This is a genomic window from Pelagibacterium xiamenense, assembly GCF_021166475.1.
Lineage (GTDB): Bacteria > Pseudomonadota > Alphaproteobacteria > Rhizobiales > Devosiaceae > Pelagibacterium > Pelagibacterium xiamenense.
The window spans coordinates 819,959-846,234 of the sequence record NZ_JAJOYS010000002.1; the positions used below are offsets into that span (position 1 = coordinate 819,959).

22 protein-coding genes are annotated in these 26,276 nt (G+C 61.8%); 13 read left to right on the forward strand and 9 right to left on the reverse strand.

The window, feature by feature from the left end:
- Window positions 1–290: 290 nt before the first annotated feature.
- From LSG43_RS11870 to kduD, 9 genes are all read left to right on the forward strand, one after another.
- The gene (locus LSG43_RS11870) at window positions 291–2,198 is read left to right on the forward strand and encodes an ABC transporter substrate-binding protein (RefSeq protein ID WP_231804355.1); all 1,908 of its coding nucleotides are present in this window, start codon (window positions 291–293) and stop codon (window positions 2,196–2,198) included.
- Window positions 2,199–2,286: 88 nt separating this feature from the next.
- Complete coding sequence (locus tag LSG43_RS11875; RefSeq protein WP_231804357.1) at window positions 2,287–3,273, forward strand: ABC transporter permease; 987 nt, start codon at window positions 2,287–2,289, stop codon at window positions 3,271–3,273.
- Window positions 3,274–3,286: 13 nt separating this feature from the next.
- Window positions 3,287–4,420, forward strand: coding sequence for an ABC transporter permease (locus LSG43_RS11880; RefSeq protein ID WP_231804359.1), 1,134 nt, complete (start codon window positions 3,287–3,289; stop codon window positions 4,418–4,420).
- Between the two features lie 10 nt (window positions 4,421–4,430).
- Window positions 4,431–5,468, forward strand: coding sequence for an ABC transporter ATP-binding protein (locus LSG43_RS11885; protein WP_231804361.1), 1,038 nt, complete (start codon window positions 4,431–4,433; stop codon window positions 5,466–5,468).
- The gene (locus LSG43_RS11890; RefSeq protein WP_231804363.1) at window positions 5,461–6,519 is read left to right on the forward strand and encodes an ABC transporter ATP-binding protein; all 1,059 of its coding nucleotides are present in this window, start codon (window positions 5,461–5,463) and stop codon (window positions 6,517–6,519) included. The genes LSG43_RS11885 and LSG43_RS11890 overlap by 8 nt, the downstream gene beginning before the upstream one ends.
- Window positions 6,516–9,026 (forward strand): PA14 domain-containing protein, encoded by a 2,511-nt coding sequence (locus LSG43_RS11895; RefSeq protein WP_231804365.1) that lies wholly within the window; start codon window positions 6,516–6,518, stop codon window positions 9,024–9,026. Before LSG43_RS11890 ends, LSG43_RS11895 begins: the two co-directional genes overlap by 4 nt.
- Before the next feature lie 37 nt (window positions 9,027–9,063).
- Window positions 9,064–10,170, forward strand: a complete 1,107-nt coding sequence (bglB, locus tag LSG43_RS11900; protein WP_231804367.1) for a beta-galactosidase BglB — start codon at window positions 9,064–9,066, stop codon at window positions 10,168–10,170.
- A gap of 24 nt (window positions 10,171–10,194) precedes the next feature.
- The gene (gene kduI / locus LSG43_RS11905) at window positions 10,195–11,019 is read left to right on the forward strand and encodes a 5-dehydro-4-deoxy-D-glucuronate isomerase (protein ID WP_231804369.1); all 825 of its coding nucleotides are present in this window, start codon (window positions 10,195–10,197) and stop codon (window positions 11,017–11,019) included.
- Window positions 11,019–11,774: a 2-dehydro-3-deoxy-D-gluconate 5-dehydrogenase KduD gene (kduD, locus tag LSG43_RS11910; RefSeq protein WP_439652030.1), complete on the forward strand. Its 756-nt coding sequence runs from the start codon at window positions 11,019–11,021 to the stop codon at window positions 11,772–11,774. Before kduI ends, kduD begins: the two co-directional genes overlap by 1 nt.
- A gap of 29 nt (window positions 11,775–11,803) precedes the next feature.
- Here kduD and yddG read toward each other — a convergent pair whose 3' ends face one another.
- The 9 genes from yddG to LSG43_RS11955 form a co-directional block, all read right to left on the reverse strand.
- Window positions 11,804–12,706 carry an aromatic amino acid exporter YddG gene (gene yddG / locus LSG43_RS11915; RefSeq protein ID WP_231804371.1) on the reverse strand — a complete coding sequence of 301 codons (903 nt, stop codon included), beginning with the start codon at window positions 12,704–12,706 and terminating at the stop codon, window positions 11,804–11,806.
- Between the two features lie 39 nt (window positions 12,707–12,745).
- On the reverse strand, window positions 12,746–13,774 hold the full coding sequence (locus tag LSG43_RS11920; RefSeq protein WP_231804373.1) for a trans-3-hydroxy-L-proline dehydratase: 1,029 nt from the start codon (window positions 13,772–13,774) through the stop codon (window positions 12,746–12,748).
- Between the two features lie 59 nt (window positions 13,775–13,833).
- A complete protein-coding gene (locus tag LSG43_RS11925; RefSeq protein WP_231804375.1) occupies window positions 13,834–14,559 on the reverse strand; it encodes an ABC transporter ATP-binding protein in 726 nt (241 codons plus the stop codon).
- Window positions 14,556–15,344: an ABC transporter ATP-binding protein gene (locus tag LSG43_RS11930; RefSeq protein WP_231804377.1), complete on the reverse strand. Its 789-nt coding sequence runs from the start codon at window positions 15,342–15,344 to the stop codon at window positions 14,556–14,558. Before LSG43_RS11930 ends, LSG43_RS11925 begins: the two co-directional genes overlap by 4 nt.
- A gap of 2 nt (window positions 15,345–15,346) precedes the next feature.
- On the reverse strand, window positions 15,347–16,318 hold the full coding sequence (locus tag LSG43_RS11935) for a branched-chain amino acid ABC transporter permease (RefSeq protein ID WP_231804379.1): 972 nt from the start codon (window positions 16,316–16,318) through the stop codon (window positions 15,347–15,349).
- A complete protein-coding gene (locus LSG43_RS11940; protein ID WP_231804381.1) occupies window positions 16,318–17,232 on the reverse strand; it encodes a branched-chain amino acid ABC transporter permease in 915 nt (304 codons plus the stop codon). The genes LSG43_RS11935 and LSG43_RS11940 overlap by 1 nt, the downstream gene beginning before the upstream one ends.
- Before the next feature lie 88 nt (window positions 17,233–17,320).
- Complete coding sequence (locus LSG43_RS11945) at window positions 17,321–18,436, reverse strand: branched-chain amino acid ABC transporter substrate-binding protein (protein ID WP_231804383.1); 1,116 nt, start codon at window positions 18,434–18,436, stop codon at window positions 17,321–17,323.
- A gap of 204 nt (window positions 18,437–18,640) precedes the next feature.
- Window positions 18,641–19,582 (reverse strand): bifunctional Delta(1)-pyrroline-2-carboxylate/Delta(1)-piperideine-2-carboxylate reductase, encoded by a 942-nt coding sequence (gene lhpI, locus LSG43_RS11950; protein ID WP_231804385.1) that lies wholly within the window; start codon window positions 19,580–19,582, stop codon window positions 18,641–18,643.
- Between the two features lie 647 nt (window positions 19,583–20,229).
- Window positions 20,230–21,114 (reverse strand): helix-turn-helix domain-containing protein, encoded by an 885-nt coding sequence (locus tag LSG43_RS11955; RefSeq protein ID WP_231804386.1) that lies wholly within the window; start codon window positions 21,112–21,114, stop codon window positions 20,230–20,232.
- Window positions 21,115–21,270: 156 nt separating this feature from the next.
- On the opposite strand from LSG43_RS11955, the gene LSG43_RS11960 reads away from it, so the two are divergent.
- The 4 genes from LSG43_RS11960 to LSG43_RS11975 are packed head-to-tail and all read left to right on the forward strand — an operon-like array spanning window position 21,271 to window position 26,271.
- Window positions 21,271–22,722: an arabinose isomerase gene (locus tag LSG43_RS11960; RefSeq protein WP_231804388.1), complete on the forward strand. Its 1,452-nt coding sequence runs from the start codon at window positions 21,271–21,273 to the stop codon at window positions 22,720–22,722.
- A 33-nt stretch (window positions 22,723–22,755) separates the two neighbouring features.
- Entirely contained in the window at window positions 22,756–23,799 is a 1,044-nt protein-coding gene (locus LSG43_RS11965) for a sugar ABC transporter substrate-binding protein (protein ID WP_231804390.1), read from the forward strand.
- Window positions 23,790–25,301 carry a sugar ABC transporter ATP-binding protein gene (locus LSG43_RS11970; RefSeq protein WP_231804392.1) on the forward strand — a complete coding sequence of 504 codons (1,512 nt, stop codon included), beginning with the start codon at window positions 23,790–23,792 and terminating at the stop codon, window positions 25,299–25,301. Before LSG43_RS11965 ends, LSG43_RS11970 begins: the two co-directional genes overlap by 10 nt.
- Window positions 25,294–26,271, forward strand: a complete 978-nt coding sequence (locus LSG43_RS11975) for an ABC transporter permease (RefSeq protein WP_231804394.1) — start codon at window positions 25,294–25,296, stop codon at window positions 26,269–26,271. The genes LSG43_RS11970 and LSG43_RS11975 overlap by 8 nt, the downstream gene beginning before the upstream one ends.
- Window positions 26,272–26,276: the final 5 nt, after the last annotated feature.

The window sequence follows — 26,276 nt, forward strand, 5'->3', positions numbered from 1 at the left end:
GGCATCCCAATGCCCCCATTGTTAACGCACTGAGAATCCTACCGTCTTCGATCCGGAGCGAAGCATGCGCTTGGCCGCATGAACTTATGAAAATATTTTCTTATTGATTCAGACATCGTTTCTAGCAATTGTACCGCGGGAAGCGCGCCTTATGCCCCTAAAATGCTAGAAATGCATTAAAAGGGCAAAGGTACGCAGACCGGAGGAAATAGAAAAGTTTTCATAAATACGGTGTCGAGACGCATCCCGCATGGCACCAGTGTTTTCATAGGGAATAGGGAGGTTAATTCATGAATTCCCTTCGCATACTCGCCGGCATCACGGCGGGACTGGTCGCCTCGACGGCATTCGTTTCGTCAGCACTGGCTTTCCAGGAATCGCCGATACTGACCGAGATGGTCGAGGCCGGCGAACTGCCGCCGGTCGACGAACGTCTGCCAGTCAATCCCACCGTCATCGAGGCGGTCGAAGTGGGTGAATACGGCGGCACGTGGCAGCGTGCCTTTAACGGCCCGGGCGATCGCTGGGGCGCCACCAAGCTGATGGAAGAACGCGTTCTGAAGTGGGCGCCGGACGAAAACGGCACCGCAGAGCTCGTGCCGGGCTACATCGAATCCTATTCAGTCAGTGAAGACGCAAAAGAATACACCTTCACCCTGCTCGAAGGCCTCAAATGGTCGGACGGCCATCCTGTAACCACCGAGGACGTACAGTTTTGGTATGAGGACGTCTTCCTCAACCAGGAGATCCTGCCCTCGATCGACCCGACCTTCGCCCCTGGCGGCGCACCCATGGAGATCGAGATCGTCGACGACCGCACGTTCACGGTAAAATTCGCCGCGCCCTACGTCTATTTTCTTCAAATCCTGGCTAAGGATTCGACCGGCGACCCGAGCCTTGACCGCCCGAGCTTCCTGTTCCCCAAACACTATCTCTCGCAGTTCAACAATCATTACGCGACCGAGGAAGAACTGGCAGCGGCCGCAGAAGAGTTCAACGTCGAAAGCTGGACCGACCTGTGGGGTTCCCGCGGCGCGGCTACGGCCTGGTGGTTCAACCCTGACCTTCCGGTGATCACCGCTTGGAAGATCGAAACGCCCCCTCCCGCTGACGTCGTCACGATGGTGCGCAATCCCTACTATTACGCCGTCGATCAGGAAGGGAACCAGCTTCCTTACATCGACCGCATTGAGCACCGCCTCTTCCAGGATCCCGAAACGCTCAACTTGATGGTGGCGCAGGGCCAGATCGACATGCAGGCGCGCCACATTCAGTCTGCGAATTACACGTTCTTCCGTGAAAATGAAGAGCGCGGCGATTACCATATCGACGCCGGACTTTCGGCGAATGTCTGGTCTCTGGTACCGAACCACAACACCGAAGACGAGGTCCTGGGCGCACTCTTTGCCGATGCGACCTTCCGCGAAGCGCTCAGCATCGCGATCGATCGCGAGTTGGTCAACGAACTGGCGTTCTCCGGTCTGGCCGAACCCCGTTCGGCATCGCCAATTACGGGTTCCCCCTATTTTCGCGAAGAGTACGAACAGCACTGGACCGACTACGATCCTGATCGTGCCAACGAACTGCTCGACAGCATCGGGTTGACCGAACGCGACGGCGCCGGCTTCCGGCTTCGCTCGGACGGACAACGCCTCACTCTCGTTGTCGAAGCCAACGACCCCGTGCATTCAGACTCGCTTGAACTGCTAGCGGACAACCTCTCGGATGTGGGTATCGAACTTCTGCCGCGTATCATCGATCGCACGCAGTGGGATGCCAACCGCGAGAACAACAGCTTCCAGGTTCAGTGGATGCCGTTCGACCGCCTTTCGTACGTGCCGGCCGATCCGCGCCGCATGATGGGCAGCGACAGTTATGCCAACCAGTACTTCCTCTGGTACGAAACCAGCGGACAATCCGGCATCGAGCCCCCAGCCGACCACCCGATCCGCGAAATCTTCGCCGCTTGGGACGAAGCTTCTCAAGCAGGCACGATCGAAGCAGCGGATGCGGCGGTCAATGAGCTGATCGGCGATTTCGTTGAGGCCGGATTTGTCATCGGTGTTGTCGGGGAGGAGCCGGTCATCAACATCGTGGCAAACGACTTCCATAACCACCGCGAAGGCCTGGTCGAAGACGACATCTTCCGCGGCGTGGGCTTCTCGCAGCCCCAGCAGTTCTGGATGGAACAGAACTAAGGTCCAAGCTCAAGCGGCAAGATAAGCCGTTGCACAAGCAAGGATGCGCGCCTCCGGGTGCGCGTCCCTTTCGTCCAGTGGAGGAAAAATGGTCAGTTTTATCGTTCGGCGCATGTTGCTTGCGATACCGACCCTGATCTTTATCTCGTTCATCTCGTTCGTGATCATTCAGTTGCCGCCTGGTGACTATGTGACTGCCTACGCCGCGCAGTTGCGCAACGCCGGTGATTACATCACCAAGGCGCAGGAAGAGATGATGCGCCAACAGCTCGGGCTTAATGATCCGATGCTCGTCCAGTATTGGCGCTGGATCTCCAACATCGTCTTCCGCGGCGATTTCGGCTTCTCTCTCGAATGGAACAAGCCCGTTGGCGAATTGATCTGGAATCGCCTTGGCCTCACGCTCGCGATTTCATCGCTGAGCCTCGTCTTCACCTGGATTATCGCCATTCCCGTCGGTGTCTATTCTGCCACGCGCCAGTATTCGGTTTTCGATTACGTCTTCACAATCTTCGGCTTTCTTGGCAAAGGCATTCCGGACTTCCTTCTCGCGCTCGTCCTGATGTGGATCGGCTTCGCTTATCTCCAAATGGATGTTGGCGGCCTGATCTCACCGCAATACGAGAACGCACCCTGGACCATAGACAAGGTCCTCAATATCCTCTCGCACCTCTGGGTTCCCGTCGTCGTGCTCGCCACCGGCGGCGCCGCAGGGCTGATCCGTGTCATGCGCGCCAACATGCTCGACGAATTGGGCAAGCCCTATGTCGAAACTGCATATGCGCAGGGCCTGTCGGAACGACAAGTCGTCTGGAATTACCCCGTCCGCGTTGCTTTGAATCCGTTCATTTCCACGGTGGGTTGGTCGCTCCCGGCGCTCTTTTCCGGCGACGTCATCACCGCGGTAGTGCTGAACCTGCCCACCACTGGCCCGCTGCTTCTGCAGGCGCTCAAGATGCAGGACATGTATCTTGCCGGTAGCTTCATCCTCATCCTCAGCGTCTTCACCGTCATCGGAACGCTGATATCCGACATCCTGCTCGCGTGGTTCGACCCGCGCATCCGTTTCGCGTGAGAGAGGACAGATCATGACCGATCAGGCCATAGAAACGCCCCAACCCGTCAGCTCATCCGCCAAGGAAGATCTCTATACCGCCAAGCCCTGGACCTTGATCTGGCGCCGCTTCAAAAAGCACGTGCTCGCGGTCATCTCCATGTGGTTCCTGATCCTTCTGGCGCTCACGGGGCTCTTTGCCGACATGGTTGCGCCCTATGGACCCTTCGAGATCGAGCGCCTGCGGACGCTGGCGCCTCCCACGAGCGTGCATCTGTTCCACGAAGGTGAGTTCGTCGGCCCCTTCGTCTATGGTCTCGCTAGAGAGCGCGATCCCGACACCGCGCGTGTCATCTACGAGACCGACAAGGAAACGGTTTTGCCGCTCCAGTTCTTCGTGAGCGGCGACGAATACACCTTCCTCGGCCTCTTCCGCACCGACTTCCACTTGTTCGGTGTCGACGACCGCCGCGAGCAAATCAATCTTCTGGGTACCGACGACCTTGGTCGCGACGTATTCTCCCGCCTCGTCCACGGTGCCCGCGTGACGCTCTCGGCCGGCCTCGTCGGCGTCATCTTCGCCTTCGTGCTCGGCCTCGCGCTCGGTTCGATTTCAGGCTATTTCGGCGGTTGGATCGACAGTTCCATTCAGCGGCTGATGGAATTCATCCGTTCGATCCCGACGATCCCGCTCTGGATGGGTCTCGCTGCGGCGCTCCCCATCGCATGGGACCCTATCCTCGTTTACGTGCTCATCACGATCATCCTTGCGCTGATCGGCTGGACCCATCTTGCCCGCGTCGTGCGCGGCCAGTTTTTTGCCATCCGCCATGAAGACTATGTGATGGCGGGAAAGCTCGCCGGTGCCTCGGAGTTCAGGATCATCACCAAGCATATGCTACCCTCGATGACCTCATATATCATCGCAGCACTCACTCTCGCCGTGCCCGAAATGATCCTCGGCGAAACCGCGCTAAGCTTCCTCGGACTGGGACTGCGCCCGCCCGTCGTGAGCTGGGGTGTGCTCTTGCAAGACGCGCAGAACCTCCGTTCGATCTCGCTCGCACCGTGGCTACTGACCCCAGGCCTCGCTGTGATCATGACCGTGCTCGCGTTCAACTTCCTCGGTGACGGCTTGCGCGACGCCGCCGATCCCTACGGGCAATAGGACAATGCTCATGGCAAACACATCCCTGCTTGAGAACCGGCTGATCGAACTGGACAATGTCCAGGTCCACTTCCCCATGCGCGAAGGCGTGGTCAAGGCCGTCAACGGCGTCTCCTACCACGTCAACCGCGGCGAAGTGCTTGGCGTGGTCGGCGAAAGCGGTTCCGGAAAATCCATCACCGCGCGCTCGATCATGCGGCTCCTGCCACGCAACGCGAGGGAAGCCGGCGGCACGATCCGCTTTTCCCCAAGGCCGGAAGAGCAAATCGAACTCTCGGCGCTCGGCCGCAATTCCCGCGCCATCCGCAAGGTGCGCGGCAACCATATCGGCATGATTTTCCAGGAACCGATGACCGCGCTCTCGCCGGTCCATACCATCGGTACACAGATCACCCGCACGATCCAATTGCACATGCAGATGGATCGTGCCGCCGCCCGCAAGCGCGCCGCCGAGCTCCTGGCCAAGGTCCATATGCCCCGGCCCGAACAGCTCCTCGATGCCTACCCGCACCAGCTGTCGGGCGGCATGCGCCAGCGCGCCATGATCGCACTGGCGATCTCGTGCAACCCAGCGCTGTTGATCGCCGACGAGCCCACGACTGCGCTCGACGTCACCACCGAAGCCCAAATTCTGACGCTGCTGAAAGAGCTGCAGTCAGAACTGGGCATGGCGATCGTTTTCATCACGCACAATTTCGGCGTTGTCGCCGATATCGCGGACCGCGTCTCGGTGATGTATCTGGGCCGCATAGTCGAAACCGCGACGGTCGACGACATCTTCTACGCCCCCAAGCACCCCTATACCCGCGCCCTTCTGCGCTCGATCCCGCGACTCGGCGTCGACCAGGGCCGGCGCCTGCCGACAATCCCCGGCATGGTCCCCGACCCATTCAGCGTACCGCAGGGCTGCCCGTTCAATCCCCGGTGCGAGCACGCACGGCGCGGTCTGTGTGATGTCGATATGCCCGAAGCGCATAGTTTCGCTAACGGCCAGATCTCGCGCTGCCACTTTGCCGAAGATTTCCTCAAGGAGGCCGTCAATGTCTGACGCTCCCGCCCACGGCCCCGCGGCCCCGGCGATGCCGGATGATACCCTCATTTCGGTTCGCGGCCTCAAGAAGTACTTCCCCATCCACGCCGGCTGGAACCGCCGTCATGTCGGCGACGTCAAGGCCATCGACGGGGTAACCCTTGACATCAAGAAAGGCGAAACCTTTGGTCTTGTCGGCGAGAGCGGGTCGGGCAAATCCACCGTAGCCCGCCTGATGCTGCGTGCCTACCCGGTGACGGATGGCCAGATCCTGTTCCGGCGCGCCGACAATTCCATCGTCGACATCTCGCACATGCGCGAGAGCGAGCTGCGCGCGATGCGCCGCGAAATGCAGATGATCTTCCAGGATCCCTATTCCTCGCTCAACCCGCGCATGACGCTGCTCGAATTGATCGGCGAGCCGCTCGTTATTCACGGCGTCGGCACCCAGGCTGAAATCCGTGATCGCGTCGCCGAGCTTCTGAGTGTCGTCGGCCTGCGCCCCGAATACCTGCAGCGCTACCCGCACGCCTTTTCGGGCGGACAACGCCAGCGCATCGGCATCGCCCGCGCGCTCGCCTTGAACCCCAGCTTCATCGCCGCGGACGAAGCAGTCTCTGCGCTCGACGTCTCGGTTGCCGCGCAAAACATCAATCTCCTGCAGGACCTGCAGGAGAAGTTCGGTCTCACCTACCTCTTCATCACCCACGATCTGGGCATGGTGGAGCACATCTCCGACCGCATCGGCGTGATGTACCTCGGCCGCCTGGTCGAGACGGCGCCGACCGACGATATTTTTACAAAGCCGCTCCACCCGTACACCGAAGCCCTCATGGCAGCCGTGCCCCAGCCCGATCCCAAGGGCAACCGGGCCCGTAAGCGCGTTCCACTCAAAGGCGAGATTGCCAACGCGGCAAACCCGCCCTCGGGCTGTACCTTCCATCCGCGCTGCCCCTACGCGGAAGCCAAATGTTCCACAGATGAGCCCGAACTGCGCATGGTTACGCCGAACCGCCAGGTTCGTTGCCACTTTGCTGAAAAGCTCGATCTTATCGGAGTGCGCCAATGAGTGCCCTGTCGGCAGAAGCGGGCGTCGCAACGGCATTCTTCTCGGTCCCGCCGGGTGGGACCGTCGTCGCGTGGGCGCTGTCTCCGATTGAAGCGGTATACTATCCAGGCACCCCAGCGCTTGCCGAGGATCGCGTCAATTACCGCTTCGTCAACGGCTTTGTCGACGTCGGCGATCTGCCTTGCCGAGTGGCGCTTTGGAACGAAATCAAGTCTCGTGACGTCGCCCTCAGGACGGACTGGCCCGTCGAAAGCATCAACCTCCCGGGCTTTAACAGACGGCTGGATTTCTCCAGCTTCTGGCACCGCCCCACGCGGCTCGCGCGCTGGTGCCGCACGACGCTGGTTCCCCCGGCCGATGGAGACTACCCATTTTCCGTCGCGACATGCGGCGGCGTCCACATTTGGGTCGATGGCGTGCTCGCGGCTCGTTTCGAGCCCTTCACGCGTAACGCTGAACACGCGACCACGGTCACCTTGCCACTGAAAGCAGCCGGCAGCGAAGTAGTCATGCTCAGCGAAGACCTCGCCGAACGCGACACCACATGGTACGTCGAGATGACCGCGATGGCCGATGTCGAAATCCGGTCCGGCGTGCCCGGCGGCGCGAGCCCTGCCGATATCGGGACGCTTATGGCGCTTGCCGCCGACGTTCGGCCCGCACACGACTTCGTCAGCACCGGGCCCCTGGTCCTTGTTTTTGATGCGCCGGCCGGTGCTGACGTGACGGTTACCGCCCGCGTCCAGCAAAGCGTCCATATGCGGCACAAGCCGCCGCTCTTTGAAACGCAGGCCGTTCTGCGCGCGGGCACGAACCGCGTTGCCCTCGCCGGCCTTGATACCCTTTCGGACGGCTACCACCCACTCGACCTGACCTTCCAAATCGGCGATGCCCGCGTCGAACGCCATATCGGCTTCGCGCTCCTGCGCGACGAGACACCGCCGCCCCTGCCCGAAGCGCTTGAGGCCCGCAAGCACGCAGCGTTAGCCTTCGCTGCCGAGTTCGGTGAACTGCGCGTCGGGCGCGCCCTCGCCATGCTTTCGATGGGGCGTCGGGCAAACGGCACGCTCGAGGCCATCCTTTCCGACACCCTCGCTGCCATAGAGCAGCGCCGCGACTGCTCGGATTTCGTCATGGTGCCGCTCCTCTGGATCTACGGCGCGTACAAGGACAAGCTGCCCGTCGCGCTCGCGCAGCGGGTTGAAATGGCGATCCTGAATTACCGCTATTGGGTCGATGAGCCAGGCAACGACGTCATGTGGTTCTGGAGCGAGAACCACGTACTTTGCTTCCATGTCTCTCAGTATCTCGCGGGCCGCCTCATGCCCTCCGGGAAATTCACCGCATCACGTCGGAAGGGAGTCGACCAGGCCCGCATTGCCACCGATCGTCTCGGCAAATGGTTCGATTCCGTTGAAGCGCACGGCCTCGCCGAATGGAATTCAGCCGCCTACTATCCCATCGATTTCATTGGCCTTCTCGCGCTCGAGCACTGGGCTGATGGCGATATCAAGGCCCGGGCAAAGCGACTTCTCGACCGACTCTTCACCATGATCGCGCTGCACACGCTCGGCGGCGTTGCCGCCGGCACGCAGGGTCGCGCCTACGACAAGGAACTGCACGCCGGCCCCCTCACCGAACTGTCGCCTTTCGCGGCGGTTGCTTTCGGCGAGGGCTGGCTCAACAACGGCGTCGCTGCACTGCCGATGTTCGCCGCCGGCACCTACGCGCCGCCCGCGAACCTCGATCGCTACGCGTCCCCGCCTCCGGGCACCGCACTCAATGCGCACTACGTCCAAGGCTATCAGAATGCCGGCCGTCTCGCGCTGCACAAACGCGCCTCTGTGCAGCTTTCGGCCTCGGTGGGCGGTGAACCCGGACGGAAGGGGCATCAGCAGCACCTCATCGACATCCGCCTCGCTAGCCATCCTTTCGCCCGCGCGTGGATCAACCACCCTGGCGAAGACGATCCCTGGGGCCACCAACGCCCCTCCTATTGGGCCGGCAATGGGGTCATGCCCCGCATCGCCCAGTACGATGACGCAGCCCTGATGTTGTATGATCTGGGCGACGACCCCCGAGTGGATTTTACCCACGCCTGCGCGCCCGCCAGCGGCTTCGACGAGTACGCCCTCTGGAACAATTGGCTGATCCTTCGCGCCGGACGCGGTTTCGCGGCGCTGACCGCGTCCGCGCCCATCGTCCCGGTCAAAACCGGCCCCGGTGCGGGGCGTGAATACCGTGCAAGGGGCACCCGGACTGCGTGGGCTGTCATCGTCGGCGAACTCGCACAGGGCGCGGACATCGCCATTATCAAGGCGATGCTTGGCGATACGGCGTTCGAACTCGACCCCGTTGCCATGCAGGCCACTCTCTCGCGCCATGGGCGCAGCACCCTTACCCTCGACTATGCCACGGGACTCTCGGTCGATGGAGCGCCATTCACCTTCCCCAATCCCGGACTCGAACCGCTGGTCCGCGCGTCGGCCACCCCCGTCCTGTCCTGATCCATTAACACGAGATCGTCACGAGAAAGTCTAGAGTATGCACCACCAAGAGGATCTTGCCCGGCTGCTGTCCAACGTTGCGCTCGGTCTTGCGCGCCTCAAAGGCATGAACGAGACGGCACCGCTCAAAAGCGATGGATTCACCATCCAGTTCGACGAATGGGATTGGGAAGTCGGCGTCGGTGTTTATGGCCTCCTCCGCCACGCCGAAGCCGCAGGTGACGATCAACTCATCGCCTCCATTGCCGAATGGTATGACTGGCAGATCGGGCGCGGTCTTCCACCCCGTCAGGTCAACTCCAGCTCGCCCATGCTCCCCCTGAGTGTGCTGATCGACCACGTTGATCGCCCCGACTGGGAAGACCTGGTCAAGGATTGGGCCGATTGGCTGATGAAGGGGCTCGCGCGTACCGAGGACGACGGCTTCCAGCACGTGGTCAAGGAGCGCATGAACGATGGCGAGCTTTGGGACGACACGCTCTTCATGACCTGCCTCTTCCTCGCTCGTGCCGGCCAGCGCTTCGGGCGCCGCGACTGGGTCGACGAGGCGCTCTACCAGTTCCTCGTGCACGCCCGATATCTCTCCGACCCGGTTACCGGGCTTTGGTATCACGGCTGGACCTTTAACGGCCGGCACAATTTCGCCAACGCCTTCTGGGCCCGCGGCAATTCCTGGATTACGGTGGCCATTCCCGAGCTTTTTGGATTGATCGAGGACATCCCGCCCTCAACGGCAAAATTTCTTGGCGCCGTCTTGCGCGCGCAGGTCGCAACTCTTCAGACTCTGCAGCACGCGGACGGAATGTTCTCGACACTACTAGACGACAAATCCTCCCCGCTCGAAACCTCGGCAACCGCCGGCATCGCCTATGGTGTCCTGCGCGGTATCGAGCTCGGACTTCTCTCACCCGATTGCCGCGCCATGGCTGAAAAGGCCTTTTCCGCCGTGGTCACACGAATCGGAGACGATGGTATCGTCGCGGAAGTGTCCGACGGGACCCCGATGGGTCACGACCTCGACTTCTACCGCCGCATCCCCAACGCCCCTGCCCCTTACGGTCAGGCCCTGGCTATGCTGCTCCTCGTCGAAATGCTCGCCGAGCGCCGCCCCGTAGCCGCCGAACGCCTCACGAAGGCAAACTAACCTCCAGAATATTAGGAGCTATCCATGAACGTCGAAACGCGCTGGGCCATCGACCCGGAAACCGCGCGCAGCCTCGATACGACCGCCCTGCGGTCCGAATTCCTCATCGAAACCCTGTTTGCCCCCGGCGAGATCAATCTCACCTACAGCCACATGGACCGTATGATCGTAGGCGGCGCCGCGCCAGCCAACGGCGCGCTCAAGCTCGAAGCTTTCAAAACTCTCGGCACGGCCGGCTTCCTCGATCGCCGCGAAGCGGTCGTCGCCAATGTTGGGGAGGAAGGCACGGTAACCGTCGGCGATACCAACTACGCCCTCGGCCACCGCGACATGCTCTATATCGCCATGGACGCCGGAGAGGTCTCGTTCTCCGGCCAGGGTGCGAAGTTTTACATCGTCAGCGCACCCGCCCATCAGGCCCATGATACAAAGCTTATCAAGATCCAAGACGCCAACCGCATCGACCTCGGCGCGCAGGAAACCTCCAACGAGCGCTCGATCTTCCAGTTCGTGCACGCAGAAGGCGTCAAATCCTGCCAGCTCGTCGTCGGCATGACGACCCTCGCGCCCGGTTCCGTCTGGAACACCATGCCCGCTCACCTGCACGACCGGCGCACCGAGGCCTACCTCTATTTCGGGATGCCCGAGACCGCCCGTGTCTTCCACTTCATGGGCGAGCCCGACGAGACCCGCCACATGGTCATCGCCAATGAGCAAGCTCTCCTTTCACCGGGTTGGTCCATCCATTGCGGCGCCGGAACAGCAAACTACACCTTCATCTGGGCCATGGCGGGCGATAACATCGACTACAAGGACGTCGACATGGTCGCGATGGAGGACCTGCGCTGATGGCGGGGTTCGACCTTAGCGGCAAGCGGGCGTTCGTCACCGGCGCGAACACCGGTATCGGTCAGGGCATCGCGATCGCACTGGCCGAAGCCGGCGCCGACATAGTCGCAGTAGGCCGCTCCGCGATGAAGGAAACGTGTGCCCGGGTTGAAAGACTGGGGCGCAACTGCTCCGAAATCATCGTCGACCTCAGCGATATGCGCGCCGCCGTCGCCGCGCTCGAAGACGCATGGAACAGCGGAGGTCCCATCGACATCCTCGTAAACAACGCCGGCATGATCCGCCGCGCCGACGCGATCGACTTCACCGAAGAGGATTGGGACGCGGTCATAGATCTCAACCTCAAGACCGCGTTTTTCCTCTGTCAGGCCTTCGCCCGCAGGGCATTGGCCGCCGAGCGCGAGGGCAGGATCGTCAACATCGCCTCGCTGCTCTCCTTCCAGGGCGGCATCCGCATCCCTTCCTATACGGCGTCCAAAAGCGGGCTCGCAGGCCTCACCCGTCTCCTCGCCTGCGAGTGGGCCGCCAAGAGCATCAACGTCAACGCCATCGCGCCCGGCTATATCGAAACCAACAACACCGAAGCGCTGCGCAACGACGAAAAACGCCGCACCGAAATCCTCGGCCGCATCCCGGCGGGGCGCTGGGGACAACCTGGCGATATCGGCGGTGCAGCCGTCTTCCTCGCGAGCGAGGCGGCCACCTACGTCCATGGCGTGGTGTTGCCCGTCGACGGTGGCTGGCTGGCCCGATAGCGCCCCACGATGGCAATGCCCGGCGCTGCCTAGCCGGCCGAGCTCCGTTTCGCCGCGAGCCGGGTATCCAGCAAACGCATGAACAGCGGCAGCGCCGCAAGGCACGCCCCGGCGGTAATCAGCACCGCCGCGACGACGATTGCCCCGGAGAACGCTGCCTGTCCGCTCGCGATGAGGATCAGGGTGGACAGCAGTGGCGCCGCATAGCTCGCCGCGCCAATGAGCTGGATATCGCCTTTCTTGACGGCATAATCCCAGACATAAAACGCCCCGCCAACCGGCATCAGGCCCAATCCGAGGACCGCGAGCCATTCGACCCAGTCCGCCGGCCAGACCGTCGTCTCGAACAAGACGTGTGCGACGACGGAGAGAGCGGCCGTAGCTAGACAGAACCCGGTTACGATATCCGAAGGCACGTCGGAAAAGCGCCGCGAAAGCAGCGAATAGCTCGACCAGGTCAGCGCGCAAAATCCGGCAAGAACGTAGCCCGGCACATAGGCCGCCGAGACTGCAATGTCGCCGCCTCCGGTAATGATGAGCGCCGCGCCCGAAAGCCCCAAAGCTGCCCCGACACCGTGGAACCAGCGCAACTTCTCGCCCGGCAGCGCAGCCGATCCCAGCACAATAAGCAGCGGCCAGAGATAAGCGATAAGGCTCGCCTGCGCCGGCGGCGCATTGCGTAGCGCTCCGAAATAAAATGCATGGTACCCAAAAAGACCCGCCACACCGAGCAGCCACACGGCCGGTCGCTGGCGAAAAACCAACAAACTCCGCCCACGCGCTCTGAGATAGACGAGCCCGATTACCGTCGCCACGGTAAAGGTCATGGCGTTGAGCTGGAATGGCGGCACGGTGCCGCTTGCCGATGTGAACAGCGCCAGCAGCGCCCACATCAGGATCGCGGAAAACCCCAGGAGAGTTGCCATGGACATCGCCGGTTTCCCTTAACCGAATTGAAAATGTCATGCCCCCTAGAGGCGGGGCCAGGTGTCTGCAAGCCGATAGCCTTCGGGCCAGGGATCGCCGGGATCGAGCATTTCCTGCCGCGTCCCTGTAATCCATGCCCGCCCGGAAATCGTAGGCACGATCGCCGGACGGCCGCCAGCACGCGTCACAGCCTCGATGCAGCAATCGAATCGCGAGTCTATGATCGAGCGTCCGATGAACCTGTCTCCGGTCTTGAGCAGTCCCCGCGCGTGCAGCACGGCCATCCGCGCCGAGCAGCCGGTCCCGGTGGGCGACCGATCAATCTTGCCCGGCTGGATAACAACCGCACTCTTCCCGCTCGACACGCCGTCTTCGGTCCCCAAAGGCGCCGCAATCTGACAGAATGAAATGTGGTCCCAGTCCGGGTTTTCCGGATGGGCGAAACCGATCTGCTCATTGGCCGCACGCGTGATCCTGACGCCAGCCTCGGCAATCTCACGCGCCTCGTCAGGCGTAACGGCAAAACCCAGATCGCGCGCATCGACGATGACGAAACTGTCCCCGCCATAGGCCGTGTCGACATTGAGTGTTCCGAACCCTTCGACCTCCAGCGCGATGTCGAGCCTGTCGGCAAAACTCGGCACGTTGCGCACGGTGATCCGCTCGGCCTTGCCGTTTGCGCACTGCGCTACGACCTCGACGAGACCGCCAGGCGCCTCAAGCACCATGCGGGTTTCGGGTTCGGTGATAGGAATGATCCCGGTATCGAGCAGTACCGTTGAAACGCAGATCGAATTCGACCCGCTCATGGGCGGCGTATCCTCGGGCTCCATGATGATCCAGCCCATCTGCGCCCGCGGATCCTTCGGAGGGACCAGCAGATTGATATGTCGGAACACCCCGCCGCGCGGCTCATTGAGCACGAACCGCCGCAGCGTGTCGTCGCGCGCAATATACCGCGACTGCTCCCAGAGCGTCTCCCCCGGCGGCGGCGCAACCCCACCGACGATCACATCGCCGACCTCGCCCTCGGCATGACAGCCCACGATGTGGATGATCTTGCGCGTGCGCATGGGAAAACTCCAATGGAGAAAGTCCGCCGGCGCCAGGTCACCAGCGCCAGCGGCATTGGTTACTCGCCCAGGTAGGCCTGAACGATGGATTTGTCTGCCTGCAACCGCGCGGCCTCGTCCTTCATGCGGATCGCTCCGCTTTCAAGTACATAGCCGTAGTGGGCAAGCCGCAGGGCCAGCCGCGCGTTCTGTTCGACCAAGAGAATCGTCGTTCCCGCCTCGTTGAGACGCTTGACGATACGCATCGTCTCGAGAACCAGCTTGGGTGCCAGGCCCATCGAAGGTTCATCGAGCAGCAGGAGTTTTGGCCCGTGCATCAGCGCCCGGCCCATTGCTAGCATCTGCTGTTCGCCGCCCGAGAGCAGCGATCCGTCCTGATGCTGCCTCTTGCCCAGGATCGGAAAGAGATCGAACACCTCCTGCATTCGCGTCTGACGCAGCTTCGCGTCCGAAACGGTGAATGCCCCGAGTTCGAGGTTCTCCTTGACGCTCAACCCGCGCAAGATGTGCCGGCCCTCAGGTACGTGCACCAACCCCGACCGCGCGATCTGGTGCGCATTCTTGCCGGTAATATCCTCGCCCATGAACTCGACGCTACCCGCGCGAGCCCGCACCAGCCCCGAAATGGTCTTGAGCGTTGTAGACTTCCCGGCACCATTCGCACCCAGAAGCGTGACGATCTGACCTTCGTGGACCTCGAGATCGATGCCCATAAGCGCCTGAATACGCCCATAACCGGCTTCGATACCCTTGAGCTTGAGAACGGCGTTTCCGGATGTGCTCATGACTGCCCCTCCCCGTCGTCCTGCCCCAGATAAGCCTCGATCACCTTGGGATCGTTCTGGATGTCCTTGGCCGTACCCTCGGCAATCATCTTGCCGTGGTCGAGCACGCTGATGCGTTCGGAGATCTTCATGACGAGCCCCATGTCGTGCTCGATGAGGAGCACCGAAATGCCCAGTTCGTTCCGGATGCGGGCGATCAGTTCGGTCAGGGCGACCTTTTCGCCCGAATTGAGCCCGGCAGCCGGTTCGTCGAGTAGCAGAAGCTTGGGCTTGGTCGCCAACGCCCGGGCGATTTCCACCCGTCGCTGATGCCCGTAGGCCAACGTGGTGGCTTCGCGGTTCGCTTCGTCCGCAATGCCGACGAACGCGAGGCACTCTTCGCTGAACGCACGGATCTCCGCTTCTTCGCGCTGCTGCGAGGGGAGACGGAGGACCGCTGCAAGCGCACCCGACTTGGTACGGCAGTGCATTCCCGACATTACGTTCTCAAGCACCGTCATTTCACGGAACAAGCGCACATTCTGGAATGTACGCGCAATCCCCGACGCGGTGACCTGATGCGGCTTGAGCTTTAATAGTTCCTGCCCGTCGAACCGCACCGACCCGCCCTGCGGCTTGTAAAAGCCTGTGATCGAATTGAAGAGCGACGTCTTGCCCGCACCATTGGGGCCGATGAGGCTCACAATGGCATCGCGCGGAATGGAGAAGTTGACATCGTCGAGCACGGTATTGCCGGCAAACGCAAGCGTAACGCCGCTCAGCGCGAGCAGTTGATTGTCAGCCATGGCTATGCTCCCCTCCTGCCCGGCCAGATACCCGAGGGACGGAACAGCATGATCAAAAGCAGTCCGACCGCGAAGACCAGCAGCCGGAACTCGCCCAGATCGCGAAGCAATTCGGGGCCCAGAATGATGATGAACGCGCCGAGGATGACGCCCGGGATCTTGCCCATGCCGCCTAGAATAACAGCCATCAGCACCAGCACGGACTGTTCGAAAGAGAAGCTCTCGGGCGAAATCGCGCCGAGATTGGCAGCAAAAAACGCCCCGCCGACCGCGCCGAAGATCGCTCCGATCACGTATGCGGCAAGCTTCACCTGCACCCGGTTGATGCCCATGGCCTCGGCCGCGTCTTCGTCGTGACGGACATAAAGCCACGCCCGCCCCAGCCGCGAATTGGCCAGCCGGAACGAGGCGATCACGGCTATGATCGCGAGCACCACGAAGACGTAGTAATAATCGGTCTGCGTCCGGATCTGCCAGCCGAACAGCGAGGGGTCCTGAATCCCTGAAATGCCGCTGGCCCGCCCTGTGATCTCGAGGTTGCGTGCCGAAAACCGTACGATTTCACCGAACCCGAGCGTCACAATGGCCAGATAGTCCGACCGCAGACGCAACGTCGGTCCGCCTATGATCACACCCGCCAGCACGGCCGCGAGAACAGCAAATGGAAACGCCACCCAGAAGTTGAAACCGAACTGGATCGTCAGAACGCCGATCGTATAGGCCCCGACCGCGAAGAACGCCGCATAGCCCAGATCGAGCAGACCCGCATAGCCCACAACGATGTTGAGCCCAAGGCACAAAACGACGTAGAGCAGCGCGTTCGTGAGGATGACGGTTATATAGCTGCCGAAGATCATCGGCGCCACGACGAGGAAAGCCAGGATCGCGATCGCAACGACCCATCGCAGGCGAGCATCCTGAAGGAAGGGGCCCAGCCCGTGTGTCGGTACGGCACCGTTCGAATTGGAGGTCATTACATGCGCTCCTGTTCAGACTTGCCCAGCAAGCCCGTCGGCTTGAACACGAGAACCAGTATGAGAACGGCGAAGGAGAAAACGTCCTTCCACTCGCTTCCAATGCCCGGCAATTGCGTCCCGAAGGCTTCCAGGAACCCGAGGATCAGCCCCCCGAGCATCGCGCCTGGAATGGATCCGATACCCCCGATCACAGCCGCGGTGAACGCCTTGAGGCCGATCAGAAAGCCCATGAAATACCAAACCGATCCGTAGTAGGCGCCCGCCAGCGTGCCCGCCGCGGCCGCAAGCGCCGAGCCGATCAGAAACGTCACCGCGATCACGCCGGAAACGTTGATGCCCATGAGTTGGCACATGTCCTTGTCGATCGCCACCGCCCGCATGGCCCGGCCGTACTGCGTGCGCGAAACGAACACTTCGAGCCCGATCATCAGGAACGCGGCGATCCCAACGAGGATCATCTGGTTGTAGGTGATAAAAACGTTGCCCAGATTGACCCCGCCAAAGCCGAAATCGGCTCCAAAGGCCGTGTACTGGCCATGGGTAATCGAAAGCACCGTGTTCTGGAGTACAAGCGACACCGCAAGCGCGGTGATCAGAATCGAAAGTCGCGGCGCGCGCAGCATCGGATGGTACGCCACCCGTTCGATCACGACGCCAAGGCACCCCACAGCGATCATGGAAAGGAACATGGATATGGCCACGCCGGTCCAGCCGCCGCCCGTTATCCCGGAAATGGCCGATAGAACCAGAAAGCCGACGAAACCGCCGACCATATAGAGGTCGCCATGGGCGAAGTTGAGCAGCTTGATGACCCCGAAGATCATCGTGTAGCCCAGCGCAACCAGAGCGTAGAACGAGCCCAACACCAAGCCGTTCACGATCTGCTGCATCACAACATCAAAGGCTGTCATGTCAGGTCTTCTCGCGTTGACGGCGATGCGCGAAAGGACCCGGCGCCCCAGGGACGCCGGATCGGTGCATCAGCCTTTACCGTAAGGACTACTCGTCGGCCCGGGTCCAGGCCCCGCCTTCGCCCTTGAGCACGATGAAGTTCGAACGTGCCAGCGTGTTCACGTCAGTGAACGAAATCGGCCCGGCGAGCCATTCCTGGCCGTCGGCAGACCGCAGGACCTCGATAATTGCGTCTGCGTCCGTGGACCCGGCTTCCGCGATGGCCCAGCCCAGGAGCTTCATGCCGTCATAGGCAAGCGGCGCATAAGGCCCGGGGGCATTGCCGTAGTCCTCCTGATACGTCTCGGTGAACGAGGCAGCCTGCGGCAGGAAGTCCGCGGTCGGATTGGAGAACGCAAAGACCCCCTCGGCAGCCTGCCCCGCGATATCAAAAAGCTGCGGCGAATTCGATCCGTCGCCGACCGCGATAATGCCCTGATATCCCGACTGGCGCAGCTGGCGGATGAGAAGGCCACCGTCAGCGTAGTAGGCAGTCCAGAAAACAGCGTCGGGATTGGTCGAACGGATCTTGGTGACGATCGCCGAATAATCCTGCTCGCCTTTATTGACAGTCTCGATACTGACGACCTCATTGCCGGCCGCCGTCCAGTCCTCGCTAGCAAGCGTGGCCAGGTCCTGCGAATAGGCGTCGCCCTGATTGACGATCGTCAGCGTCGCCGCACCCTGCGCCGACAGGAACTCGACAGCCTTAGCCGCCTGGTCCGCTCCCGTCGAGTTGATCATGAACGCATTGCCGGGATTTTCCGGAATCAGCTGCGTGGAGTTCGCAGCCGCGATGATGAACGGGATATTGGCATCGCCGTAGATCTGCAACGTGGGGAGCGTGGCACCCGAGCAGTAGCCGCCCACGACGCCGACGACATTGGCCGAGACCAGCCGGCTCGCCGCGTTGACGGACTGCTGGGGATCGCAGGCCGTGTCGCCGGTGACCAGCGAAACCTGCTGGCCGAGCAATCCGCCCTCCGCGTTGATTTCGTCAACTGCGATCTGCACCGCGTTGATCATGTCCTGGCCGTAAGTCGCCTCCGAGCCGGTCGTCGGCACCTGAACGCCGATCTGCATCGTTTCCTGCGCAATTGCGCCGGACCCCATTGCCGCAAGGCCTATAAGGCCAGCGGCTGTGAGCAATTTCAATGTCTGCATGAATAGTCTCCCTTTCCTAGATTCGGGATGCTCCCGAAATTTGGCCGTACCCCACATACGGCGGTTCGCTGTTCATGGCACCGGCTTCCCATACCACAGGTCTGAGCCAGCACCGCCTGAGAACGTGCATTCCGTTATAATGCACGTGTCGATCGATAACTCCGGCAACCGGCCGAACGCTGCCATAGCCTACAACCGGCGAATTCATGCTCGCGCCGCCACCAGTCGCGCCGCGGCGTAGTCTTCAAGTCCTGTCCCGACCGATTTGAAAACCGTCAGATCTTCGGATGGGCCAGCGCGCTCGCCTCGACACAGCGCCGCAAGATCGGCCGCGATGTCCTCGCGTGTGATAGCGTTGGCCGCCATCGCCTGCAGCAGATCGCCCGCTTCATCCATGGCGCCTTCAAAGGTATCGACATAGATCGCACCGCGAGCGCGAACCAACGCGCGGTCGTCGGTTTCGCGCATGTCCGGCCGAAACGCCCCGACAAGATCCAGATGCGCTCCAGGCTTGAGCCAATCGCCTAAAACCAGCGGGCTTGTGGCCATCGTCGCGCAGGAAATTACGTCCGCCCGCCCGCACGCGCCCCGCAAATCCCGAACAACGCTGACGGAGAGACCTTCACTGGCCAACTCCCCGGCAAGCGCTTCGGCCTTGGCTTCATCGCGCGCCCAAAGGGCTACCTCGTCATAGTCCCGCACAACGCAGTGCGCCTGAGCCAGATTGTGGATCAGGCGCCCGGCACCGACCAGCAAAAGCGACCGGACGGACTTGGCGCAAATGAGGTCCGCCGCCAGGGCCGATGCCGCGGCCGTGCGGCGCGCCGTCACCTCGCCGGCATCCATGACACCCTCGACGACGCCCGTTTCCGCATCCAGGAGAAAGATCAGACCCGAGACCGTCGGAATTCCGCGCTGCGCGTTGCCGGGCGCAACCGATGCGACCTTCACAGCAATCTTGTCGCCGACCCGCCACGAGGGCATGAGCAAGAGCGTAAGGTCTGGCGCATTAGGGACCGAAACGGAGTGCGCCGCCCGCGCCGGCGCCTCAACACCTTCGCGGAACGCATGGCGAACGGCGTCGATGAGATCGCGCCAGGGAAGACACGCTCTTACCTTTGCATCGCTCAGGACTTCCATCGACATTCCACCCCCCATAACGCGCTACTGATAATCCGAACGGGAATTGCAGGCACGAGCCGCCTTGGGCCGGTGAAAGAATGATGCCATCGCGCGCTGAATCCTCCCTGGTCCGCGTTACATTGAGCCTAGGGGCTCTTTTTCGCAGTTCCAGCACTATATCGAGGCTAAATTCGTATAAAAAACTTCAGATGCGTATTTCTCTCGTAAATTCTACGAACCCAATATATCTATCCCTACTCGCCAGCGTGTTGGCGGCGACTGCCCCCGCAGTACACGCGTCGTTCCGACAGCGGTCAACCCCACTTCCCGCACCCCGTGCAACCAACTCGCGGCTGGAAAATCAACCAGAAGGCATCGGCAATCAGCCACCACCATCCTCGACGCAAGTGAGCCACAAAGGTCCAACCACCTACGCCTCGCCGTCTTGCTGAGATCGAGGGGGAGAAAAACCGTACCCAGCACAACGCCGACGATGACCATCAAACAGCGTCCGACCGAGCCGAGCTTGGATCCGACATGCTGTTAGCCCCCACACTCCGGCACAGAGTGCTCAGCGCGCGACTGCCAATCGGATAACGGACATGAGCGTATTGTGTTACGGGTCCAGCAACCGACCCGCTGCAGCGGAGGCACCGACCGAGAGATACACGTCATCGTACCGCGAAATGGTTCCGTTGCCGCCAGTGAGAAGGCGCCACGCCTGTTGCCTTCTGAAATTGAGTGGAGAAATGGAACGCGGAGTTGTATCCCAGATGCCCCGCAATCTCCTTGATCGACTTGTCGGAATTCCGCAATAACTCACAGGCACGCCGGATCCGCACTTCAGTCTGATATTGTTTGAGCGATATCCCTGTGTGCTGACGAAAAAGCCGACGCAGCGTCGAATAGCTGATGCCCAGATCGCGGGCCACAGCCGCAAGCGCCGGCGATCTGCCGCTTTGCTCCATGAGGATGCGCCGCGCGCGCTCAACGATGCGGGCCCGTCCCTGCTCGGCGAGATCGCGCGACTGGCAAAGCCGGGCGAGAAGTTGCAGCCCGAGTGTGGAAAGTTCCGGCTGGTGTAGGAGTGCATCCTCCCGCGCGAGCCGATGTACGGTATTGAAGATAGCCTCGCCCGCCTTGCCCGCGTGCCACAATGGCCGCTCTGTGGGCAGCAGCTCCATATCCATCGCCCTGTCAAACGCAAAGCCGCGACACTCGATCCAGTGTTCGACCCAGCCCGTCTCCGGATCCGGGCTGAACCGGTGCCAGACGCCAGGGAAAAGCAAAATCACATCGCCTGCTTCTACCGTGCGAACGACATCGGGCTGCGGCGCCGCCTGGAGTCGCCCCCGTCCCTCGCTGATGAGCGCAAATTGGTAGGCCTGGAGCGTTCGCCCCTTCTCCCAGACGAAGTGGTGATCGTCCGGGTGCCGCACGGGCGGATAGTCTGAACCGGGCGGAATCGCGGTGTACCCGGTGGAAAGCGCGGTGCATCCCCACGCTTCGCAGAGCGTGTTCTCGGGCAGATACGTGAAGTAGTCGGCCCCTTCCATGTGATCACTTTCTATATGCATTAGGTCATTTATCGAAAGGTATACCGCATGCCCGCCGTTCGATCGAGTGCTAGTGTCATGCCCAAGATCAGTTTTTGAATGACAGCGTTGCTGACCGACCGCAGCCGGTCCCACGGCAACCTTGGGAGGACATGTATGGAGTTGGCAGACCGGGGCCGGTCCATGGCGCGACCGCTGAAGGTCGGACTGTTCGGGATTGGACTTGAAGCCTATTGGCCGCAGTTCGAAGGGTTGGAAAACCGGCTCAGGCGCTATGTGGGTACGGTTGAGGCCAAGCTTGCGCGGCCTGGCGTGGAAGTCGTCAATCTCGGCCTCATCGATACACCGGAAAAGGCGGTCGACGCCGGGCACGATTTTCGTGCCGCCGACATCGACCTCATTTTCCTTTACGTCACCACTTATGCCCTTTCGTCTACCGTCCTGCCGGTAGTTCGCCGCGCCGGCGTGCCGGTCGTCATCCTCAACCTGCAGCCCGAACGCGCCATAGACTACGCGGCCTTCAACAGGTTGCCCGACCGCACGCGGATGACAGGCGAGTGGTTGGCCCATTGCGCGGCGTGCCCCGTACCCGAAATCGCTAACGTATTCACAAGGGCGGGCATCCCCACACACCAGATCACAGGCGTCCTAGAGGGCGACGCCCATGTCGACGCACAGATTGAGGACTGGGTCGAAGCGGCGCGGGTTGCTCACGTGATGGCGCACAACCGCCTCGGCGTCATGGGGCACTATTATAATGGCATGCTCGACATCTATTCTGACCTGACGGCCCAATGTGCCGCGTTTGGGACCATCATCGATTTCGTCGAAATGGACGAACTTGCCGAGATCCGAAACAGCCTCGCGGACGCCGAGGTCGACGCGATGCTCGCGCGCATCGAAGCAGAATTCGATATCCAATCCGATTGCGCTCCCGAAGAATTGCACCGCGCCGCCCGCACCGCCGCCGCTTTGGTCAAGCTGGTCGACACGCGCGGTCTTGGATCCATGGCTTATTTTTACGTCTCTGTGCCTGACCACGAACACGAGGATATCATCTCCTCGGTCATCCTCGGCTGCTCCCTGCTCACGGCATCAGGCGTCCCGGTGGCCGGCGAATACGAAATCAAGAATGCCCAGGCGATGAAGATTATGGACGCCTTCGGCGCAGGTGGATCGTTCACCGAATACTACGCCATCGACTATGAGGATGATGTCGTTCTGATGGGCCATGACGGGCCCGGCCATACCAAAATCGCCGAGGGCAAGACCAAGGTACGCCCGCTTGAGGTGTATCACGGCAAGGTCGGCAAGGGTGTCTCGGTCGAAATGTCCGTTCGCCACGGCCCGGTCACCCTGCTCTCGGTCATCGAGCGTGCGGGGAAGGTGGAACTGCTCGTTGCCGAAGGCGAATCGGTGCCTGGTCCCATTCTCGAAATCGGCAACACCAACAGCCGCTACCGCTTCGTGACCGGCGCGCGCGCGTTTTCCGAAGCTTGGAACGCCGCCGGCCCCGCGCATCACTGCGCCGTCGGCGTAGGCCATATCGCCGGACGGATCGAAAAACTCGCGAAACTGCTTGACCTGCAATTTACCCGGGTCTGCTGACCCGCAACCGTTCAACTCAGGAGGAGGAACGAAATGAGTGAACACAAGCCAGGGCGCCCTTTGGCGTTACTGCTCACATTGGCGTCGCTTGCTGCCACGGCGATGCTTCCCGCAGCTCCCGCTGTAGCGCAGGAGGGGATTACCCCCCCGGACGCGGTCGCGGCGTTCCACCCCATCGAACCGGGGATCGGCGAGGGCCTCGTGATCGGGTTCACCCAGCTCGGCCTCGGCGTCCCGTTCACCGAAGCGCTGCAGGCCGGCATGGAGGAAGCTGCCGAAGTCGCCGGATTTGAACTGATGACCTGCGACAGCAAGTTCGACGCCGCCGAAGCACTCAACTGCGCACGCCAGTTCCGGACCCGGGACGTTGATGGGCTCGTCACCTTCCAGGCCGACGCAGCGGCTGCAGCGAACATTTGCGCCGAAGGCCCGCAGGTCCCCGTCATCGCCATCGACATCGAGCAGCAGCCCTGCGAGACGGCCTTTGTGGGCGCGGCGAACGCCTATGCCGGCCAGATCGTCGGTTATGAACTCGGGCGCTATTTCGAGGCGACTTTCGATTGCCAGTTCGATGCCTGGGTGTCCCTTGAGTCTCTTGCGGTCGGCGTTGTCAACGACATGCGTATGGACGGCATCCGCGAAGGCTTTGAGTCGGTCTGCGGACCGGTCGAGAACGAGCGCGTGATCGATACCGGCGCTGGCGGTCAGGCCGATACGGCGCAGCGTCAGGTAACCGATACTCTCACGGCCTTGCCCGGTGCCGAGCGCATCATCACGGTCGGCATTAACGAAGACGTCATCACTGGCGCCCTTGCGGCAGCCCGCAGCCAGGGCCGCACCGACGAACTCTATCTCGGCGTTCAGAACTTCGATCCGGGCAATTGCCAGATCTGGACCGCCCCGCACTTCATCGCCGCGGCGGCCTATTTCCCCGAGCGCTATCCGCTCTTGATCGTGCCGAACCTCATCGCAGCCATCAATGGCGAGGAGATCGCCGACCAGATCCTCGTGCCGCATGTCGCGCTGACACCCGACAATATGGCTGAGTACTACCCGGAGGTGTCCGAGTGCCTCTAGCAACCGAACCCTTCCTGTCGGTTCGTGGCATTCGAAAGGCCTTCGGCCCGGTCAAGGTCCTCCACGGCGTGGACCTTGACCTACCAGCAGGGTCGGTAACGGCCCTGCTGGGGGAAAACGGTGCTGGCAAATCGACCTTCGTGCGCATCCTCGCAGGCGATCACGCGCCCGACGCGGGAGAAATCCGGATCGATGGCGAAAAGTTCCAGTTCCGCTCCGTTGGCAAGGCGCGCGAGGCCGGCATCCGCCTGATAGCCCAGGAGATTGCCGACGCGCCGACACTCAGCGTCGCCGAGAACATCTCCCTGGGAGCGCAACCTGCACGCTGGGGCTTCGTCAACCGCCGCGCCGTCCGTAAGACGGCCCACGAAGCGCTCGACGCCCTCGGCGCCGATATTGCACTGGACGCCAAGGTCGAAACTCTTCGGCTCGGCGAGCGCCAAATCATCGAAATTGCGAGGGCGACGGTCGGCGCGTCCCGGTGCGTCATCTTCGACGAACCCACGGCTGCGTTGTCTGATGCCGAAACACGACGGCTCTTTGCGCTGATTGAAAGGATGCGGAACCAGGGCGTCGCCATCCTCTATATCACCCACCGGCTCGACGAGGTCTTTGAAATCGCCGACCGCGTGTGCGTGCTGCGCGATGGGCGCGTATCGCTCAACACCGAAGTCGATGCAGTCGACCAGAACACCGTCGTAACCGCGATGGTCGGACGGGAACTCGCCGTCGCTGAAGATAGCGCACCTCCCGAGGTTAGGTCGCTGGGCAAGCCGCTTCTCGCGGTCGAGGCGCTGAGCGGCGAGTCCTTCGAGGACGTTTCGCTCTCTGTCGCCCCCGGTGAAATCGTCGGGCTTTACGGCAAGGTCGGATCGGGCGTCCCGGAATTCGCGGCCACGCTGTTTGGCGCCGCCCCCCGGCACCGCGGCGCCGTGCATCTCGACGGCGCGCCGGTTCATTTCAAACACCCCGCCGAGGCCGTCGCCCAGGGTGTCGGCTTTCTGCCCGCCGATCGCGCGAGCGAGGGCTTGCTCCAGATGCGCACCGCCGCCGAAAACCTTTCTGCCCCCAGTTGGGCCCACTTGTCCCGCGCGGGATTCATCGGCCGTCGCCGCGAAGCGGATGCCTTCAGGACCTGGCACCGCACACTGCACATCCGCTCGCGGCCGGATGGGTCCGAAAGGATCACCACACTATCGGGCGGCAACCAGCAAAAGATCCTGCTCGGCCGCTGGCTCGAGAATGGGTCCCGTCTGCTTTTGCTGGTTGAACCGACCCGCGGCGTTGATGTCGGCGCCCGCGAGGAAATCTACCAATTGCTTCGCAACCTGGCCCGCGAGGGTCATGGCATTCTGATCGCCAGTTCCGACTACGAGGACATCACCCACGCAGCGACCCGTAGCCTCGTCATGGTGCGCGGGCGGATAGTCGCAGAGCTCGAACGTGAAGATATTTCAGTGGCCAGCCTCACCCGCGTGGCCGGAGGAGCCGCCCATGTCTGATGAAACCAACGGTGTTGCCATGACCGGCGCAGCCGCATCCAAACGCACGATCTCGGTCCCTGAATGCGCCGCGCTCGTTCTGTTCCTGTTGCTAGAAATCCTGTTCTTCGCGCTCAACTCGCCCTATTTTCTCACGTGGCCGAACTGGGTGAACATCTTCACCGCCATGTCGATCACCGGCATTCTCGCCGCCGGCGGCACCATCCTTTTGATCGGGGGTCAGTTTGACCTTTCGGTCGGCAGCGGCATGGCTTTCGTGGCCCTGGTGTTCGCCCTCGCCGCCCAACAGTTCGGGATCGCTCCTGCGGTCCTGATTGCTCTGGCGACCGGGATCGGGATCGGTGTTCTCAACGGCTTTCTCGTCACCGTGGTCGGCGTCAACGCACTCATCACGACTCTAGGCACGCTCGCAATCTTCCGCGGGCTGACGCTTTCGATCGGCGGTGCGAGTAGCGTGCGCATCAACGGCTTCGACTGGGCGATCCTGCGCCCGCTCTTCGATATTCCCTTATCCGCTGCGCTGTTCGTCGTCGTGGCGATCGTCGTCGGCGTCCTCCTCGCCCGCACGGTCTTCGGGCGCACGATATATGCCATCGGCGCCAATGAGGCCGCTGCCCGCCTTGTCGGTATCCGCACAAAGACAACGCTATTTCTCGCCTTCATCGGATCGGGTTTGTGCATGGCCCTGACCGGCCTTGTCAGCGCCTCGCAGCTCGGTTCGACCTCCGGCACCACTGGCGTCGGCCTCGAACTCGCCGTCGTTACGGCCATCATCCTTGGCGGGACGACACTGAAGGGCGGAACCGGATCGATGTTCGGTACGGTACTGGGCCTGCTCATCGTCGGCGTCCTCAACAATGGCATGACGCTGATGAACATCAACTCCACCTGGCAGCAGGTGGCCGCCGGCACACTCCTGATCCTCGCGGTATCGTTCGACCAGATCCGCCAACGCTTCATCCGGGGCTGACACGT